General features: G+C 70.8%; 13 protein-coding genes. 9 read left to right on the plus strand and 4 right to left on the minus strand.

What is annotated here, in order from left to right:
• Positions 1–93 precede the first annotated feature (93 nt).
• The 3 genes from ACWGIS_RS02195 to ACWGIS_RS02205 all read left to right on the plus strand — a co-directional run bounded on the left by ACWGIS_RS02195 (position 94) and on the right by ACWGIS_RS02205 (position 6,216).
• Positions 94–1,011 (plus strand): hypothetical protein, encoded by a 918-nt coding sequence (locus ACWGIS_RS02195; RefSeq protein WP_453360516.1) that lies wholly within the window; start codon positions 94–96, stop codon positions 1,009–1,011.
• A 319-nt stretch (positions 1,012–1,330) separates the two neighbouring features.
• On the plus strand, positions 1,331–5,122 hold the full coding sequence (locus ACWGIS_RS02200; RefSeq protein WP_453360517.1) for an nSTAND1 domain-containing NTPase: 3,792 nt from the start codon (positions 1,331–1,333) through the stop codon (positions 5,120–5,122).
• 191 nt (positions 5,123–5,313) lie between these two features.
• On the plus strand, positions 5,314–6,216 hold the full coding sequence (locus ACWGIS_RS02205) for a C40 family peptidase (RefSeq protein WP_453360518.1): 903 nt from the start codon (positions 5,314–5,316) through the stop codon (positions 6,214–6,216).
• A gap of 334 nt (positions 6,217–6,550) precedes the next feature.
• Here the strand turns inward: ACWGIS_RS02205 and ACWGIS_RS02210 are convergent, their stop codons facing one another.
• Positions 6,551–7,603 carry an NAD(P)/FAD-dependent oxidoreductase gene (locus ACWGIS_RS02210; RefSeq protein WP_453360519.1) on the minus strand — a complete coding sequence of 351 codons (1,053 nt, stop codon included), beginning with the start codon at positions 7,601–7,603 and terminating at the stop codon, positions 6,551–6,553.
• A gap of 83 nt (positions 7,604–7,686) precedes the next feature.
• On the opposite strand from ACWGIS_RS02210, the gene ACWGIS_RS02215 reads away from it, so the two are divergent.
• From ACWGIS_RS02215 to ACWGIS_RS02225, 3 genes are read left to right on the plus strand one after another with little or no spacing between them, the layout of a single operon-like run.
• Positions 7,687–8,364 carry a helix-turn-helix domain-containing protein gene (locus ACWGIS_RS02215; protein WP_453360520.1) on the plus strand — a complete coding sequence of 226 codons (678 nt, stop codon included), beginning with the start codon at positions 7,687–7,689 and terminating at the stop codon, positions 8,362–8,364.
• A 4-nt stretch (positions 8,365–8,368) separates the two neighbouring features.
• Positions 8,369–9,004, plus strand: a complete 636-nt coding sequence (locus ACWGIS_RS02220; protein WP_453360521.1) for a hypothetical protein — start codon at positions 8,369–8,371, stop codon at positions 9,002–9,004.
• Positions 9,005–9,024: 20 nt separating this feature from the next.
• A complete protein-coding gene (locus ACWGIS_RS02225) occupies positions 9,025–9,885 on the plus strand; it encodes a S1 RNA-binding domain-containing protein (protein WP_453360522.1) in 861 nt (286 codons plus the stop codon).
• 1,169 nt (positions 9,886–11,054) lie between these two features.
• On the opposite strand, the gene ACWGIS_RS02230 is transcribed toward ACWGIS_RS02225, so the two are convergent.
• The 3 genes from ACWGIS_RS02230 to ACWGIS_RS02240 form a co-directional block, all read right to left on the minus strand.
• Positions 11,055–11,879 carry a GAF and ANTAR domain-containing protein gene (locus ACWGIS_RS02230; RefSeq protein ID WP_453360523.1) on the minus strand — a complete coding sequence of 275 codons (825 nt, stop codon included), beginning with the start codon at positions 11,877–11,879 and terminating at the stop codon, positions 11,055–11,057.
• 247 nt (positions 11,880–12,126) lie between these two features.
• Positions 12,127–12,603: an ATP-binding protein gene (locus ACWGIS_RS02235; RefSeq protein WP_453360524.1), complete on the minus strand. Its 477-nt coding sequence runs from the start codon at positions 12,601–12,603 to the stop codon at positions 12,127–12,129.
• A gap of 346 nt (positions 12,604–12,949) precedes the next feature.
• Complete coding sequence (locus tag ACWGIS_RS02240; RefSeq protein ID WP_453360525.1) at positions 12,950–13,777, minus strand: SDR family NAD(P)-dependent oxidoreductase; 828 nt, start codon at positions 13,775–13,777, stop codon at positions 12,950–12,952.
• Positions 13,778–13,869: 92 nt separating this feature from the next.
• Between ACWGIS_RS02240 and ACWGIS_RS02245 the strand changes: the two genes are divergently transcribed.
• The 3 genes from ACWGIS_RS02245 (at position 13,870) to ACWGIS_RS02255 (ending at position 16,151) form a co-directional block, all read left to right on the plus strand.
• A complete protein-coding gene (locus ACWGIS_RS02245; RefSeq protein ID WP_453360526.1) occupies positions 13,870–14,292 on the plus strand; it encodes a MarR family winged helix-turn-helix transcriptional regulator in 423 nt (140 codons plus the stop codon).
• Between the two features lie 310 nt (positions 14,293–14,602).
• On the plus strand, positions 14,603–15,076 hold the full coding sequence (locus ACWGIS_RS02250) for a carboxymuconolactone decarboxylase family protein (RefSeq protein ID WP_453360527.1): 474 nt from the start codon (positions 14,603–14,605) through the stop codon (positions 15,074–15,076).
• Positions 15,077–15,227: 151 nt separating this feature from the next.
• Positions 15,228–16,151 carry an RNA polymerase sigma-70 factor gene (locus tag ACWGIS_RS02255; RefSeq protein ID WP_453360528.1) on the plus strand — a complete coding sequence of 308 codons (924 nt, stop codon included), beginning with the start codon at positions 15,228–15,230 and terminating at the stop codon, positions 16,149–16,151.
• Positions 16,152–16,268: the final 117 nt, after the last annotated feature.

Genomic DNA, 16,268 nt, shown 5'->3' on the forward strand with positions numbered 1-16,268 from the left:
GTCCGTATCGGACGAGCCCCTCGGTCCGCTGCCTTCGCGGGGCGCGGGGGCAGCGCACAGACGAGTACGGGACACGTGAGTTGGGGGATGGTCATGACCGCGAGGACACTCGCCGCGGCTGCTGTGCTGATGGCGTGCGCCGTCGGCTGCTCCGCATCCGCGGCGGACGGTGACGGGGCCGCGCGGCGCCCCGTCGTCGAGACGACGCCGACGGTACTCGACCCGGCGGAGCTTCGACTGCCTCTGGAGCGCTACCAGTTCAGCGACGCGGAGTGGGCTCGGCTGAACCGGGCGCAGCACCTCCTGGCCGCGGCGTGCATGAAACGCTACGGCATCGACTACCGGCCGTCCGACGGGAAGCGGGCGCCGGTGATCCGTTCGCGCACCGAGCGACGCTACGGCCTCGCCGACGCGCGACTGGCGCGTACCAGCGGGTACCACGTTCCCGCCGCCATGAGGGCCGCGCCACCGACCCCGCCCCGGCTGAGCGAGGCCCAACTGACGGTCCTGGCGGGTCCGGCGCCCGGCAGTGCCCAGGCGCGCAGCCGCGAACCCCTGACCTACCGGGGCGCACCTGTCCCGGACGGGGGCTGCATGGGCGAAGCGCAACGTTCCCTCGGCGGCAAGGGGCAGTTCGGCGAAGCGGAGACCGTGCGGCGCATCAACAGCGACAGCGTGCTGAAGGCGGCGAAGGACGCGCGGGTGAAGCGGGCGTTCCGCTCATGGGCGGCGTGCATGAGCGAGAAGGGCCACCACTACCGGGACCCCTGGCAGGCCATCAACGACAAGGAGTTCAGCGGCAGTCGCGTCTCCGAGCGGGAGAAGGCCGTGGCGAAGGCCGACGTGGAGTGCAAGCGGCGTACCAATGTGGTCGGCGTCTGGTATGCCGTCGACGCCGCCTACCAGAAGCAGATCCTGAAGGCCGGCGGCGACCGGGTCGAACGGCTGGCCGCGCACAAGCGCGACCAGTTGGCCGAGGCGGACCGGGCGATCCGCGCCTCCGACGGCTGATTTCCCGCCTGCTTCCTCCGCCGGCGCACCCGCCCCGTACGCCGTCCGGCCTTCCGTGCTACCGGTACCCACAGCCCCCAAACCCCCGTCGGTTCCTGCCGGGCCGGGTGTCGCGCCTCCCCGTGCGACATGTCCGGAATACGTCCTACCGCTACCCGTGGTCTGTCAGTGCCGGGCGGTAGCGTGATGGGTTCGTCGGTCTTGACCGGGCCGGCGGCTCAGCACGGACGGCCATGGGGGTGGCGTGGACGAGCGACCGGACAGGGCGGGAAGCGCTTTCGCAGTCGGGAGACCGGAGACGCATGCGGCCGATTTCGCCGTGCGGCTGCGGCAACTGCGCCACGAACGAGGACTGTCCCTGGCGGCGCTGGCGCGTCAGGTGCACTACAGCAAGGGCTATCTGAGCAAGATCGAGAACGGCGCGAAACCGCCCACGGAGGACGTGGCGCGCCGGTGTGACGACGTGCTGTCGGCCGAAGGGGAACTCCTGCGGCTGTTACCGCGTGCGGCGTCCGAAGACGGTCCGGGGCGGCGTGCCACCGGGGGAGAGGGCGAACAAAGCCCCTACCGAGGGCTGTCGGCGTTCACCGCGCAGGACACCGAGTGGTTCTTCGGCAGGGAACGGACGAGCGCGGCCCTACTGGACCGCGTCTTCGAACGCGTCGACCTCGGGCCGCTCATGCTGGTCGCACCCTCGGGCTCCGGGAAGTCCTCGCTCCTCAACGCCGGCCTGGTGCCCTTGCTGCGCGGCGGATCCCTGCCCATGGCCGGTTCCGCCCAGTGGGCGGTGGCCGTGCTGACGCCCACCGCCCACCCGCTGCAGGAACTGCTGGACTGCGTGGCCAAAGTCCTCGGTACCGATCTCGGCATCACCACCGACGACCTGGCCCGCGATCCGCACCTCCTGCTCCGAGCCGTGGACTCGCTCACCGACGGGCCGCCGGCGACGGACGGCGACCGGGGGCCGCGCAACCGCCTGGTCCTGCTGGTGGACCAGTTCGAAGAGGTCTTCACCCTGTGCGCCGACGAGGCGGAGCGGCGCACGTTCATCCGCGTGCTGTCCCTGTCAGCGGCCGCCGGCACGACCGGACCGCGCTCGACCCGGCAGGAGCCGCCGCCCGCGGCCGTCGTGGTCCTGGGCGTACGAGCCGACTTCTGCGGCCGGTGCCTCGAACATCCGGAGCTGACCGCGGCCTTCGGTGACGGACTGTTCGTCCTGGGCCCGATGACGGTGGGCGAGTTGCGCACCGCGATCACGCGCCCGGCGGAGCGCGCCGGCCTCACGATGGAGAACGGCCTGGTCCAGCTCATCCTGCGCGACCTGGGTCCGTTGACCGAACCGGGCACCGGCCCGGCCGATTCCTCGCCGGCCCCGCGTGGCGCGCTGCCCCTCCTCTCCCACGCTCTGCTCGCCACCTGGCAGCAGCGTGAGGGCCGGACCCTCACCCTCGCCGGCTACGAGCGCACCGGCGGCATCCGCGGAGCGGTCGCCCGGACCGCGGAGGACGTGTTCGCGCGGCTCTATCCGGGCGAACAGAAGATGATCCGCCGCATGCTGGTGCGGCTGGTGCATGTCGACGAGAGCGGCGGACAGACGAGGCGGCGGGTGGACCGCTCGGCGCTGCTGGAGCAGTCGACCGAGGGGGAGGACGCCGCCAGGGCACTGGACGCGTTCGTCCGCGCGCGGCTGATCACCCTGGACAGCGACTCCGTCGAGATCACGCACGAGGCGCTGTTGCACGCCTGGCCGCGGCTGAGGCAATGGATCGAGGCGGGCCGCGCCGGGATGCTGGTCCAGCAGCAGATCGCCGACGCCGCCGCGGAATGGGAGCGCGAGGACCGGGACCCGTCGGTCCTCTACCGCGGCGGCCGGCTCGCCACCGTACGGCTGTGGGCGGCCGAGGACGTGGACGGCGCGGCGGGACTCAGCCCGCGGGAGACCCGGTTCCTCGCGGCGAGCGATGCCGAGGAGCGGCGCGGCCTTGAGCAGGCCAGGCGGCACGGTCGTCAGCAGCGGAGGCTGCTCGCGACGCTGACCGGACTGCTGGCACTGGCCCTGACCGCCGGTGTACTGGCAGTGCAGCAGCGGTCCAGCGCGGTGGACCAGGGGCGCGTCGCCCGCTCGCAGGCTCTCGCCGTGGCCTCCACGTCCCTCGCGGCCGGACAGCCGGAGGAGTCCATGCTCATGGCCGCCCGGGCCTACCGCACGTCGCCGACCACCGAGGCCCGCGGCGCGCTGCTCAGCACGCAGGCCCAGTACTTCGCCGGCCGGCTCACCGGTCAGCGCGGACCGGTCAACGACGTGGCCTTCGACCCCGCGGGCAAGCGGCTGGCGACGGCCAGTTCGGACGGCACCGTCGCGGTGTGGCGGACCGCGGACCGACACCGGACCGCGACCGTCACAGGGGCCGGCAAGGTACGGGCGGTCGCCTTCGGAGCCGATGGACACCTGCTGGCGGCGGGCCGCACGGACGGCACGGTGCAGTTGTGGGACACGGTGCGCCGCCGGACCGTCGCGACGGTGCGGGCGCACCGCGGGCGGCTGGGAGACGTCGTGTTCGCGCCGCACGGCAAGCGCTGGGCGTCGGCGGGTGCCGATGGCCGGATCCGGCTGTGGGAGGGCCTGGCAAGCCGGCCGGTCGACACCCTCACCGGTCACAGCGGAGACATCGACGCGCTCTCCTGGTCTCCCGACGGCCGCATCCTGGCCTCCGCGGGCGCCGACGGCACCGTACGACTGTGGGACCTGACCGGACGCCGTAAGCCGGTCGTCCTCCCCGGACACACCGACGGAGTGCTGGGTGCCGCGTTCAGTCCGGACGGCCGCACCCTGGCCACGGGCGGCGCCGACCGCACCGTACGCCTGTGGGACGTGAACCGGCACAAACCGCTCGCCACGCTCACCGGTCACGGTGACGACGTGAACGCCGTGGCGTTCACGTCCGACGGCACCACCGTGGTCAGCGCCTGTGGCGACGGAGCCGTACGCCTGTGGGACGTGGACAGCCGCCGGCTGACGACAACGCTGTCCGGACACACGGACTACGTCATGGGCGTGGCGGTCAGCCCGTCCGGTTCCCTGCTGGCCACCGCCGGGTTCGACCAGTCCACCGTGGTCTGGGACCTGGACCGCTCGGTGCTGACCGCGCGGCCCTTCACCGAGGTGTGGAAGGCGGCCTACCGTCCCGACGGGGCCCTGCTGGCCACCGCCCACGCGGACCACACCGTGCGGTTGTGGGACGTGGCCCGGCACAGACAGCTGGCGGTGCTCCCAGGGCACCGGGGCTCGGTCTTCGCCGTCGCGTTCAGTCCGGACGGCCGCACTCTCGCCTCGGCCGACTCCGATGCCACCGTCCGCCTGTGGGATGTGGCGGAACGCAGACAACTGGCCGTCCTGAGAGGACATGCGGGGTCCGTGTTCGCGGTGACGTTCGCCCCGGACGGCCGCACCCTGGCCTCGGCCGGCTCCGACCACACCGTCCGGCTGTGGGACACCCGGAGCCACCGTGAGCTGGACACGCTGCGGGGCCACACGGACTTTGCCAACGATGTCACGTTCAGTGCGGACGGCCGGACGCTGGCCAGCGCCGGGGACGATCTGACGGTACGGCTGTGGGACGTGGCGCGACGACGCCCGCTGGGAGTACTGAAGGGGCACTCCGGCGCGGTGCGGGGCGTCGCCTTCAGCCCGGACGGCCGCACGCTGGCCAGCAGCGGCAACGACGGCACGGTGAGGCTGTGGCGCACCGCCGACCGGCGGCTCCTGAAGACTCTGACCGGGCACACCGGATCGGTGCGGGGGGTCGCCTTCAGCCCGGACGGCCGCACGCTGGCCAGCAGCGGCAACGACCGCTCCGTCCGGTTGTGGGACGTGCCCGGACGTCGGCTGTTCGCCGCGCTGACGGGCCACACCAACGCGGTCTGGGGCGTCCGATTCGCCCCCGACGGCCGGACGTTGGCCAGCGCCAGCAACGACGGCACGGTACGGCTGTGGAACTTCGACCTCGACGCCGGACTCGCGGCCGTGTGCCGGCTCGGCGGCGCAGCCGACTGGAAACGCGGACGAGAGGCGACCGCTCGACCGGAGGCCGCCACGTCCTGCGACGGCTGAGGCTGTCGTGCCACGCGTCGGCGGCGGCCGGGGTTTCCCTCGGGGGTTTCCCGTTTCCCGCCCGCACGGTCGACCTCGCGTGTCTGGACACGGCCGCCACGGCCGAACCAGCCTTGCGGCGAAGGCATCGCCACCGGACCGGCAGGACACCGGACGACGAGCCCCGACCACCGACCGACGGGGGAGACCACATGCGTACGCGCATCCGCGGCACACTGATCACCATCCTCACCCTCTTCATGGCACTGCCGGCCATGGTCCTGCTCGACCCTTCGAGCGGGACCGCAGCGGCGGCAGCGAGCACCGCGGCGTCCGCCGCGCAACCGGCCACGGCTGCCGCCGGCACCTGCGGCGTGCTCGCGCCGGGCGCCTCCGACGCCGCGGCCAGAGCGGTGGCGGCCGCCTGCGGCCAGGTCGCCGCCGGCACCTGGTACAGCTGGGGCGGCGGCCACGGAGCCCAACCCGGCGCCACCTACGGCCAGATCGATCCCACCGATCCCGCGAGTGAACACGACCCCGAGCGCAAAGGCTTCGACTGCTCCGGCCTGGTCCGCTACGCCTACGCGCAGGCGGCCGGCTCCGACATCCTCAACGGCAGCGCGGACACCCAGTACTACAGCGTCCGCGCCGCCGCACGCTTCACCGCCGACCAGGGCCAGGCACCACTGCTCCCCGGCGACCTGCTGGCCTACGGCCCTCCCGACCAGATCCATCACATCGCCATCTACCTCGGCGCGGGCAAGATGGTCGAGGCCCGGCAGTCCGGCACCCGCATCATGGTCAGTGACGTGCGCCTGGGCGGCGACTACTTGGGCGCGCTGCGGGTCAACACCGGGGCTGTGACCGGCCATGTCCACCGCACGTGGGGCACCGGGGTGTGGACCCACGTCGATGCCGCCCTCGACAGCCGGCGTGTCTACGCCTTCCCCGACGCGACGACGATCCGCGTCGAGTGCCAGAAGCACGCCGAAAGCGTCACCGCCGAGGGCTACACCAACGACGTCTGGTCCTACCTCCCCGACTACAAGGCCTGGGTCACCAACATCTACATCCAGGGCCCGGCCTGGCTGGAAGGTGTACAGGCCTGCACCTGAACGCCTGGTGAGCAGCACGAAGCCTGGGACGGGTCCGGCACTTCCTGTGCCGGACCCGTACCGGTTCACGAACCCGTGATGCCAGGGTGAGGACGACCCTGCGCCCCTTCCGCAGCCGTCGGACACCAGGCCCCTGCCCCGAGTGCTCACGCGGCGCAGGGGTCATCTGTCTCGTCCCAACGCCCGCTGATGCCACGGGCAGGTGCACGCGAGCCACCGGGCGGGGGCACGCGAGCCACCGGGCGGGGGTACGCGAGCCACCGGATGGGGGTACGCGAAAGGCTACGACGCCACGTCCTGCGGCAGCCCATCGGTCTCTCGGGCCGGCTCGTCGTCACCCGCCGGGCCGACGACCGTCACCGGAGGCCGGCGCACGTCGCGACACATCGGGAACGGCCTTGGAGGCGATGGCTCGCTGGGTGTCCTCGGTGATGAGGTCCAGGTTGAGGGCTGCCGCAGTCTTCAGGCCGGCAGCCGCCGATCCGATCACGGTCTCCGTGAGGCTCGTGACGTTGCCCGCGGCGTACACACCCGACACGCTCGTCCCTCCCTGCGCGTCCGTCACCACATGGCGACCCGCGACCTGTCCGAACAGGGTCAGTTCCGCCACCTCGACGCCCAGGCCGGTCACCCCCGCGAGCCGTGCGTTGAACCGGGGCGCGACCACCAGGTGGCTCACCGCATGGCGCCGCCCGTCGGCCAACTCGACGTACCGCAAACGGTCCGACCCCTCGTCGAACTGCGACACCTCTCCCTCCATCATCCGAACGTCCCTCGCGGCGAGCCGCGCGCGTGCGGTGTCGTCCAAGGGGGGTGCCGTATGCGTGAACAGGGTGATGTCGCTGCTCCACTGACTCCACAGCAGCGCCTGCTCCACTCCGACACGGCTGGTGGCGAGCACACCCAGAGGCCGGCCGCGTACCTCCCAGCCGTGACAGTAGGGGCAGTGAAGCACCCAACGTGCCCAGTTCTCGGCCACCCCCGGCACATCGGGAAGTTCGTCCACCAGACCGGTGGCCAGCAGCAGACGACGCGCCGTGACCACGCTGCCGTCGTCCAGGGTGACCTCGAAGTCACCGCCTCCGGCACGTCTCGCGTCGACGACCGAGGACGCGGTCTGCCGCACGCCGTAGCGTGTGACTTCCTCCCGCGCCACAGCGAGGAAGTCGGACGGAGCGATGCCCTCGTGGCCGAGGTAGTTGTGCATGCTGGGTGCGGGCGCGTTGCGCTGCTGTCCGGCATCGACGAGCAACACCGTGCGGCGGGCGCGTCCGAGGGTCAGCGCGGCGTTCAGGCCGGCCGCGCCGCCACCGATCACCACGACGTCGGTGACCGGGGCGAGTCGGCCGTCGGCCTCTGGCTCTTGGGAGTTGTGCGTGAGTGCCATGTTGGTCCCTTCTCTCGCCGGCGATCCTGTGGCCTGCCGTTCCCCTCGCCCAAGGCGCCTTGCCGACCTGGCAAGATGCGGGAATGCACCATGACGATCTGCGGGCGGCGCTGCTGACGGTGGGGGAACGACTCCGTACGCTGCGACAGTCGCGCGGCGCGACCCTGGACGACATCAGCGAGCGCAGCGGTATCTCCCCGAGCACGCTGTCGCGGCTGGAGTCCGGGCAGCGCAAATACACCCTCGACCTGCTGTTGCCGCTGGCGGCCACCTACGGTGTGCCGCTCGACGAGCTGGTCGGTGCGCCGCAGACCGGCGATCCCCGCATCCATCTGCGTCCCGTCGCCGTGCCCGGTCAGGCGCAGACAGTCCTGCCCCTGGTCCGACACTACGGCGGTCCTCGCGCCCACAAGCACGTGCTGGCGACGGGAGCGACGACCGCCGGCTCAGAGGGACCGCACACGCACCAGGGGTACAGCTGGGTCTACGTCCTGTACGGACGACTGCGCATCCTGGCAGGCACCCGGCAACTCGTTCTGGTCGCCGGGCAGGCCGCCGAGTTCGACACCCGGCTGCCCCACGCCTTGACCAACGCGGGTGATCAACCGGCCGAGTTCCTGAGCCTGTTCGGCCCCCAGGGAGAACAGAGGAATGTCGTCACCGCATGGGAAGAGGCGCAGTCCGTCAGCCGCGCCGGCGTCCACCGCGTCCTCACACGCCACCAAGACACACCCGCGCCGTCGACCCCGGGCGGGCAGTGACGTGATGCCCCATGTCTACCGGGTCACCAAGTGCAACCCCGCCGACCGTGACGAGTACGGCCACTACACCGGAACCGAGCCTGCAATCAGCGATCACGGACCGGTCGAAGCCGCCTACCTGCAGGCTGTCGCCGCCTTCGCCGAGGACACCGGCGTCGACAAGCTGGCCGTCCGCGAGCCGCAACTCGGCGGCTTCGCCCCCTTCGGCCTGGAGCCACCGGTCGACGGCTACGGTCCGGCCGGCCCTTTCCCCGCCGGCCCCGCCGGGTTTCACGACGGCGCACTGGTGTCGATCGATGTCGGCCTGGAACTGGTCCGGGCCATGCTCCGCGACAACGGGGTCTGGTGCCGCCTGGAGGCAGAGGGAGCTTTCACGGTGCACGTCGGCTGGGACCAGTACCTCTACCTCGGCAGCAGTCGGCCCTGTGAAAGAGCGCTGACCCGCACCCGTGCGCTCGGCCTGTTCCCCGAACGACTGAACGCATCGCCGTACGACTTCGCCCCCGACGACCCACAGCACCAGCAGCGGCCGGCCGACGCCGACTTCTGGGGCCGCCTGCACTGGACCGTCAGCGCCCACCGCGCCACATACCATTGGAGGAGTCCTCCGCTGCGAACGCCTCCCGGTGGCACCGCCTGACCCGCGACTCCATCGAGATCGTGCGCACCCAGCTGGCCCCGCGCTCCCGGTTGGCGGTCTGGCCGGACCTGCTCACCGACGTCGACACGGCCGTGGCCGCTCTGCCCGACGAAGGCCTGGTGGAGGTCCTCCGGGAGGACAAGGACGGACAGATCACGAGCACGGTCGTGGACGAGACCCGGTTCGCGGCGGTGACCTCCCAGCTCGCCGGCGCGCGTGCTGCCGGCGTCGTATCCATAGATGCCGGTGAAGATTTCCCTCTGTTCACCGCCGTACTGCCGGACAGCGACGGTGTCCTGCGTGCCCGCTGGCAGACCGAGCCGACGCCGAGCGACCGGGACTGGGCCTTCCTGAAAACTCTGCGGCGCGGCCAGGTCGTCACCGGCAGGGTGACGACCATCGCGAGCTTCGGCGTCACCTTCGTGGACATCGGCGGCTTCACCGCGATGATCAACATTCCGGAGCTGTCCTGGCGGCGCATCAACCATCCGTCCGACGTCGTCAGCGTCGGCCAGGAGATCACCGCCGAGGTCCTCGACGTCGACATGGTGCGGGAGCGTGTGCCGCTGTCGCTGAAGGCACTGCAGCCGGACCCGATGCAGGATCTCGCGCGGCAGGTCGGTCAGATCGTCATCGGCCCCGTCACGAAACTCGTACCGTTCGGCGCCTTCGTCCGCATCGAGGACTCCGAGGACGGATTCGAGGGACTGGTCCATAACACCGAACTGGCCGACGAGCACGTGGAGAGGCCCGAAGACGTCGTTCAGGTCGGCGAAGCACTCGCCGTCAAGATCCTCGAAGTCGACCCCACCCGGCGCCGAATCGCACTGTCACACAAGCAGGCGCTGGGCGTCGTCCCGGAGGAGCACCGTCACGCCTGACGAGGACGTCGAATCGATACAGCCCCACGGCGGGCGTGCAGAGAACTGCAGACATCAGCGCAGACTCGGGGCCGTCGGCGGCTCCGGCGTCGTCGATGGGAATGCCCGGCCCGTCGTCGGCGACACGTACGCCGCCGTCGGGCGCGAGGGTGACGCCGACGGATGTGGCACGGCCGTCCAGAACCTCGTTCACCGGCCGGTCCGCAACCTCGAACACCATGTGGCGCAGGCCGCGTTCACTTGTCGAGCCGATGTACATTCCGGGCCGCTTTCGAACGGCCTCCCGCCCCTCCAACACCTGTATGTGGCTGGCGTCGTACCTGGCGGCTTCCTCGCTCACGATGTCCCCTCCGATGGTGTCCAGCAGAACTCCTCAAGGCTAGGCGAATCCCAGGAAAACACCAGGTCAGAGCCCTTTCTTCGATGCCTCGGGCGGGCGTGTGAGCGGCTGGTCGGAGGCGGGCGGCACAGGGGGCGCGAACCATCGCCGGAGGGCGACTGTGGCCCGGTCGAGGGCGTGAACGGCACCCTCACCACCGGCCCGAAGGCCCCGATTTCAACTCCGACGAAGTCCTTTGTCGGGCACCTATCCCGGGCAACACTCCGGAACGCGGGGAGCCACCATGGTCCCGTTCACTCCTCGTTGGGTCCGGCAACATTCAGCCCGCGCAGGGGCCGCGGGCCGCCGCCGGCACGCCGGGTCGTCGATGCCCAGTTGCGCGGCCAGGTGCTCGACGGCCACGGCGCCGCGGCGGGTTCTCCAGGAACAGGCCGACGCAACGGACCGTACACATGTACTGCTGTGCGCCAAGGCCGAAAGGGCCGCGCGTCATCGCACTGGATCGCGCTGGCGTGCCCACGTCGGCACAAGCAGGAATCAGCTCGGCCCTCGAACCGGGGTGCGCGGGCGGACGAGGGACTCATGGGTGCCGCGGTGGTTGGGGATGTATCTGCGGGGCCAGGCACTGGGCACGGTCGAGCGGACACACAGCCGTCCACCTCAGAAGAGTTGACGGCTCCCGCCTGGTTGCCTAAGCGAGCCCCGTTCGCGAGGGACCGTCTCTGTTTCGACCAGAGCCTGCACCCGCTCGCCCAGACTGTCATCACAAGCGGTGTCTTGGCCAGCGCGCCCGGCCTGCGTCTTGGACACGCGCTGGGAGGCGACCGGATCAGCGGTGATCGCGTGCGGTGGTGTGGAGGTGTTCGAGGGCGTCGAGGACGACGGTGTGGCGGTGCCAGTGCAGCCAGCGGCCCACGACGGTTCCGGTCCTCTCCAGGGCGGTGAGCTGTGTCTGGCTGAGGCCCGTCAGGGGCCGTTCGTGGTGGGAGGAGATCATGCCGAGCACGTGGCCGCGGCTGGTCAGGGGGAGGCTGTGCGCGGCGCGGCTCCCCGCCTGGAGGATGGCGTGGCGGGAATCGTCATCGAAGATGTCGGCCGACTCGACGTCTTTCACCGTGATCTGCTGACGCTGCTCGGCTGCTTGCGCACACGAAGTGGTCGAGTCCTGGACGAAAGCGAAGAAGTCCGTGAAGTGCCGGTTAAGACCGGTGTGCTTCTCCAGGCGCAGCATCCCGTGCTCGGCGAGCTGGACGTTGCCCATGTCGGTTTCGGTGATGTGCAGGACCCGTCGCAGCGCGGTCCGAAGGACCAGTGAGTGGCTTTCGGTTCCCGCCCCTTGCAGGGCAAGGCCGGGCAGAGCGGGGGCGACGAAACGGGCCCGGCGCGGAAACCACTGCCCGGCACCGGCGTCCGGGCCGGCGATACGCACCACGGCGTCAGCGAGCGTGTGCAGCTTGATGTTGAACCGCTGGGATGTCTGCTTGAGCAGTTCGAACGCGGCGGTGGGGGAGGCGAGACGGTAGCGGTGGACCAGGATCCGCTGCGCCGGTTCGACCGCGGCCCGCGCGAGCTGCCGGTTGCGTACCTCAAGTGGACCCGCCGCGACGGTGGATGGGTCCCGAAGGCGTTCGTCCGCGTGGGGAGCGGCAGACAAGGGGTCGGACTTCCCTTGGTTTCCGTCGATCACAGCGGCACCTCCTGAGGGCGTAAGGACACGGAAGGACCGCAGGAACGCACGCTTGTTCGCGACGCGTCCCGCGGTGTGCCTGTGGCCTAAGCACTCACCCTCAGCCTAAACACACAACCGCCCGGCTCGATACAGGGCCCTTCCTGCTGGAAGCCGCGCGTGGACCTCTGTCCGGAGCCGTCCCCGAGTTCATGTGCCCCGTAGTCTCCGGGACTCACATCGCCTGATGCCCGGCCGGGTCTCCGCCGGGGTCGTCGGCCAGGACGACGGTCGCCTTGAGGCGTTTGCCGACCGGATCGTGGTGCATCTCGAAGCTGCGGGACACCGCCATGACGATCTCCAGCCCGTGCTGGCCGACGCGGGCCGGGTCCGGGGGCGGGATCGTCGGCAGGACGGTGCTGCTGTCCCACACCGTCACCTCCACGGCGCCTTCGCGGGCCTCCAGGGTCAGCATGCACGGGCCCGGCGCGTACTTGCGCGCGTTGGTCACCAGCTCACTGACCACCAGTTGCACCATGCCCATCGCCCTGCTCGACACCGGCAGGCCGTGCACGGCCTGCAACTGCGCGAGGAACTCGCGGGCCATGGCGCGTGCTGCCGCGATCCCCTCGGTGCCCTCGAAAGCGGCCGACGTCCGAAGGCCGCGCTCCACCACCGGCTGTTGCCCCTCATCCTGCCCGGCCAGATCCATCCCGCCCGCCTCAATGCCGAAGCGTCCATGTCCAGCCGGATTATCTCACCCTCTGCTTCTGCCTGATCCAGCCACCGCGCTGTGCATCCATCCGGCGCGGACGGTGACCTGCCCGCTCCCGCCGAGCCGGCTCAGTGACGGTGCCGACTGCGGACGTCGGCTTTTCGAGCCCCGGGGACTCCGCCGCTCGCTGGGAGCCGGTGGGCCCCAAACTCGGTACCGGGATTGGGGCGTGAGCTTGGCAACGCCTCGGTCTCCACCCGATGCCGAAGCCGCCGGCGTGACCTCGACAACACAGGGCCGGGCCCGCCGAGTTGGCAGTACCTGGACCAAGTGGCCCTGTCGGCTAGGGCTGTGCGATCCACGCGCTGGTCACCGACTGCACGGCCGAGCCGTCGCCGTCCGCGAGCTTCACGGCGGTGAACGCGCGCGCGGCGTCCGAGGTCTGTACCCGGAAGGCGGGGTGCTCGGCCGCCAGCAGCGCGACGATCGGTGCCGCCGCGCCCTGCGGAGTCTGCGCGGCCGCGAAGGCGTCGCGGGTGCGTGCCAGGTACGCGGCGAGAGCGGGCGCGTAGGGGCCGGCCTGCTCGACCGCGGAGTCGCGGCCGGCCACGTTGCTGAAGAACTCACTGGCCACCGCGCCCGGTTCGACCACGCTGACGGCCACGCCGACCGCCGCCGCGACCGGGGCGAGCGACTCCATGAAGCCCTCCACCGCGAATTTGGCCGCACAATACGCCTCGTTGAACGGCTGGCCGACCACGCCTCCGACGCTGGTCACGGTCACGACGCGACCCTTGGCCGCACGCAGCAGGGGCAGGGCCGCCTTGGTGACGTGCAGGACCCCGAAGAAGTTGACCTCCATCACGGCGCGCACATCCTCGACGCTCTGCTGCTCCAGCGTGCCCAGGTGGCCGGATCCGGCGTTGTTGACCAGAGCGTCAAGGCGGTCGAGGCCGGCCAGGCAGGCCGAGACCGAGGCCGGGTCGGTCACGTCCAGCGCGCGGATCTCGACACTGACCCCGGCTGCCTCCGCTGCCGCCAGCAGTGCGCCCGCCTTGGTCGTGTCGCGCATGGTGGCGACGACGCGCCAGCCGCCCTGTGCGGCTGCGACGGCGGTGGCGAGGCCGATACCGGAGGAAGTGCCGGTGATCAGGACGGTCTTGGTGCTCATCTCTCCGCCTTACTTATGGATCATAATTACTATAGTCGATAACTATGGGCCCCGATATTTCACGTTGTCAAGCTCCTGGATAGACTCCTCTCATGTCCAAGCCTCCGGATGAGATGACGAGCGAGGTTGTCGGCCTCTTCGCGGCCATCAACCGCCGCTACGCGCAGGAGTCCGAGGCCGCGGCCACCGCCCACCAGCTGACCACGCTTCAGGCCAAGGCGCTCCTCGCCACCGAGGAAGCGGTCCCGATGCGCCGTGTCGCCGACCATCTGCACGCGGAGCCCTCCAATGTCACCGCGATCATCGACCGCCTGGAGCGCCGTGGTCTGGTCGAGCGCCGTCCCGCCCCGGACGACCGCCGCGTCAAGCTCGTCGCCGCCACGACGGCCGGCCGCGCCGTCATCGCAGACCTCCGCCGCCGCATGCCCTTCGCCGGCGCGCCCCTGGAACGACTCACCGCGGAGCAGCGCGAGTCCTTGCGTGAGCTGCTGCAACTGATGCTGGAAGAGACCTGACGGCACCCGGAAGCGTCGCGAGCGCCGCGGTCCAGTGAGGACACGCCTCGGATGCCGTCCCCAGGCGTATCCGATTCTCTTTCTCGACGGCCTGCCGACGGATTTACGTCGGCGACACGGATCACGCCGGTGACGCAGCCACCCACCGGCCATGCCGCCTCTCCAAGCTGCGCCGCGGACAGTTCGCCCCTCCGCTCCCTGGTGTGCGCCGACGGCAGCGAGACGTGGGTCACAAGCGTCCGTGTCACAGGGGGCCGGGCCGCCTCGTCTCAGGGGTGTAGCCACCGACGAGCCACAAGGGGAGAACGCCATGGACGCCCGACTGAACCTGTTCGCCAGCCCGACCGCCGGCAAGGTCCTGAAGCACTTCATGTCGGCGGGCAAGGCGCTCAAGGACTCGCCGCTGCCGGCCGCGACCCAGGAGCTGGTGGCCCTGCGCGTGAGTCAGATCAACGGCTGCGCCGTCTGCATCGACATGCACACCAAGGATGCCGCCGCAGCCGGCGAAGCATCGGTGCGGCTGCACCTGGTCGCGGCGTGGCGCGAGGCCACGGTCTTCACCGAGGCCGAGCGTGCCGCGCTGGAACTGGCGGAGGAAGGGACCCGCGTCGCGGATGCGGCCGGGGGCGTCAGTGACGAGGTGTGGGCGAAGGCCGCCAAGCACTACGACGAGGAACAGCTCACCGCCCTGGCGGTCCTGGTCGCCTTCATGAACACGGCGAACCGGCTGAACATCATCACCCAGCAGCCGGCCGGCGACTACGAGCCCGGCCAGTTCCACTGAACGGCATCAGCGACCGTCCCGGGGTCCGCCGGGGAGCTTCGGGCCGGACTCCGGGGTCTTGATGTCACCACCGGCGGCCCGGATGATCACAGAGGCGTCCGCCGCCGGTGGGCGCGGCCGCGCGGCGCTGGGCACGGGGAGAGGACGCGACGTGAACAAAGTCGAGGAGTTCGAGGAGCTGCGGCCGCTGCTGTTCTCGATCGCCTACCGGATTCTGGGCAGTGTGAGTGAGGCCGAGGACGCGGTGCAGGAGACGTGGTTGCGCTTCGACGGGTCGGCGACCCAAGTGACCTCGGTGAAGGCGTTCTTGTCGGCGACGGTGACACGGATCTCCATCGACGTACTGCGCTCCGCACGGGTGCGGCGGGAGGAGTATGTGGGCCCTTGGTTCCCCGAGCCGCTGCTCAGCGACCCCTACCAGGATCCAGCGCGTTCAGCGGAACTCGCCGACTCCGTGTCGATGGCGGCACTGCTGCTGCTGGAGAGACTCAGCCCGCTGGAGCGGTCGGTGTTCGTCCTGCGTGACGTCTTCGGTTTCGGATTCGACGAGGTCGCCGAAGCGGTGGGGCGGTCGGAGCCGGCGTGCCGGCAGCTGCTGGTACGGGCACGGCGGCACATGCAGTCCGGACGGCCCCGGTTCGAAGCGGACCGTCAGGAGCGGCAGGAGCTGGCGACGCGGTTCTTCGACGCGCTGAAGGACGGTGACGTAGGAGGGCTGCGCAACCTGCTGGCGGCCGACGTGCAGTTGGTCGGGGACGGCGGCGGCAAGGCTCCGCAGCTCGCCAAGGCCGTCAGCGGAACCGAAAACGTGGCCCGGCTGCTCGCATCCGTCTTCCCCCTGATGGCCCGGGTCGACGTGACGTGCGAGCCGCACGAGATCAACGGCCTCCCCGGCGCGATCTTCCGCGACCGGGACGCCAAGGTGCTGTACGTCCTCTCTCTGGAGGTGCTCGACGGTCGGATCCACACCATTCGTTCGGTGATCAACCCCGACAAGCTCGGCCACCTCGGGCCGGTCGCCGACGCCTGGGCCGTCGACCGCGAGGTGAAGGAGGCCCGCCGGCAGAGGAAGTGACCTCTGGCCCGGCGAGGCCGGTCCGCCCGCCCGCCCGCCGGAGTCGTGTGCCGGACGCCGACGTGAGGGAAGACCCGGTCTCGCCTCGGCGTCCCTGCCGGCACAGGGCTCACAGCG

This window comes from Streptomyces sp. NPDC054842 (assembly GCF_053611025.1).

Bases quoted from the DNA above. Each gene is read 5' to 3' on its own strand.
- ACWGIS_RS02195 (WP_453360516.1), top strand. From the start codon at position 94: ATGACCGCGAGGACACTCGCCGCGGCTGCTGTGCTGATGGCGTGCGCC.
- ACWGIS_RS02205 (WP_453360518.1), top strand. From the start codon at position 5,314: ATGCGTACGCGCATCCGCGGCACACTGATCACCATCCTCACCCTCTTC.
- ACWGIS_RS02210 (WP_453360519.1), bottom strand. From the start codon at position 7,603: ATGGCACTCACGCACAACTCCCAAGAGCCAGAGGCCGACGGCCGACTC.
- ACWGIS_RS02215 (WP_453360520.1), top strand. From the start codon at position 7,687: ATGCACCATGACGATCTGCGGGCGGCGCTGCTGACGGTGGGGGAACGA.
- ACWGIS_RS02220 (WP_453360521.1), top strand. From the start codon at position 8,369: ATGCCCCATGTCTACCGGGTCACCAAGTGCAACCCCGCCGACCGTGAC.
- ACWGIS_RS02235 (WP_453360524.1), bottom strand. From the start codon at position 12,603: ATGGATCTGGCCGGGCAGGATGAGGGGCAACAGCCGGTGGTGGAGCGC.
- ACWGIS_RS02240 (WP_453360525.1), bottom strand. From the start codon at position 13,777: ATGAGCACCAAGACCGTCCTGATCACCGGCACTTCCTCCGGTATCGGC.
- ACWGIS_RS02245 (WP_453360526.1), top strand. From the start codon at position 13,870: ATGTCCAAGCCTCCGGATGAGATGACGAGCGAGGTTGTCGGCCTCTTC.
- ACWGIS_RS02250 (WP_453360527.1), top strand. From the start codon at position 14,603: ATGGACGCCCGACTGAACCTGTTCGCCAGCCCGACCGCCGGCAAGGTC.